Origin of the sequence: Pseudokineococcus marinus, from assembly GCF_013004605.1 — a bacterium.
GTDB lineage: Bacteria > Actinomycetota > Actinomycetes > Actinomycetales > Quadrisphaeraceae > Pseudokineococcus > Pseudokineococcus marinus.
In genome coordinates, this window is sequence record NZ_JABEMA010000558.1 from 1 (window position 1) to 1,072 (window position 1,072).

General features: G+C 78.8%; 1 protein-coding gene and 1 pseudogene. Both read left to right on the forward strand.

Going from position 1 to position 1,072, the window contains the following annotated elements; translation table 11 throughout:
- Window positions 1-378: universal stress protein (locus tag HLB09_RS17470; RefSeq protein WP_171204541.1), on the forward strand; the 378-nt coding region annotated here is incomplete at its 5' end.
- A 340-nt stretch (window positions 379-718) separates the two neighbouring features.
- Window positions 719-1,072, forward strand: a pseudogene (locus HLB09_RS17475) (RNA polymerase sigma factor); the annotation flags it as partial.

Below are 1,072 nucleotides of genomic sequence, written 5' to 3' on the forward strand. Positions count from 1 at the left end.
GGCCGCGCCGCCCTCGCCGCGGGCCTGGCCGAGGCGGTCCGCCGCGGGTCGCGCGTCGTCGTCGTCGACAACCGGCGCGCCGACCCCGACGACCCGGACCCGCGCGCGACGAGCACGGCGGCCCTCGAGGCCCTGCGCCCCGAGGTGGAGGAGGTGCTCGGCGCGGACGCCGGCGCGCCCGCGTACGAGCTGCGCCCGCTGACGCCCGGCGCCGAGCCCTCCGCCGACCTGCTGGCCGTCGCGACCGACGCCGGCGCCGACGTCGTCGTCATCGGCCTGCGCCGGCGGACCCCGGTGGGCAAGCTCATCCTCGGCTCGGGCGCCCAGCGCATCCTCTTCGACGCCCCCTGCCCCGTCCTGGCGGTCAAGCCCTCCTGAGGGGTCCTCCGCCCGGACGGGCGGCGACCACCCTCCGCGACGCGCGGGCCCCGACGGGCACGGCCTCCGGCCCCGGACGCGCTCCGGGGCGACGTCCCGTGACCGCGGGCCCCGGTGCCCCCGGCCGGCCCCGAGCACCGCGCGCGCTGTGCGACGATGGGGACTTGCGAACGACCTGTCTCGCCATGCCCGAAAACGACGCGCCCACCGGGGCATGGATCGGGGCGGGTGCTCGTTGACCACCTCGTCATCCCGTCCCCGCCTTCTCCCGGGCGTCGCCGCCGTCCCACCCGCCGGCGGTCCCGCCGCCCCGCTCGTCCACCTCGACGAAAGGCAGTCCGTGTCGTCGGTCCCCAGCCCCAGCACCGCCCAGCAGCTCCCCGCCGAGTTCTCCCACCCGCAGCTCCAGGAGCTCCTCAGCTCCGGGCGCGCCTCCGGCAGCGTGACGGCCAGCAGCCTCCGCACCGCCTGCGAGAGCGCCGAGGTGCCCATGTCCCGCATGAAGTCGGTGCTGCGCGCCCTGGACGAGGCGTCCGTGTCCGTCGTCGTGGACGACCCCCAGCCCGTCGCGAAGCGCGCCAAGCGCACCGCCGCGGCGACGAAGACCCGGGCGGCGACGACCGTGGCGGCGCAGCCGGCCGAGGCGCCCGAGGCGGACGCAGAGCCCGCGGCGCCCGCGGCCCCGGCCCGCAAG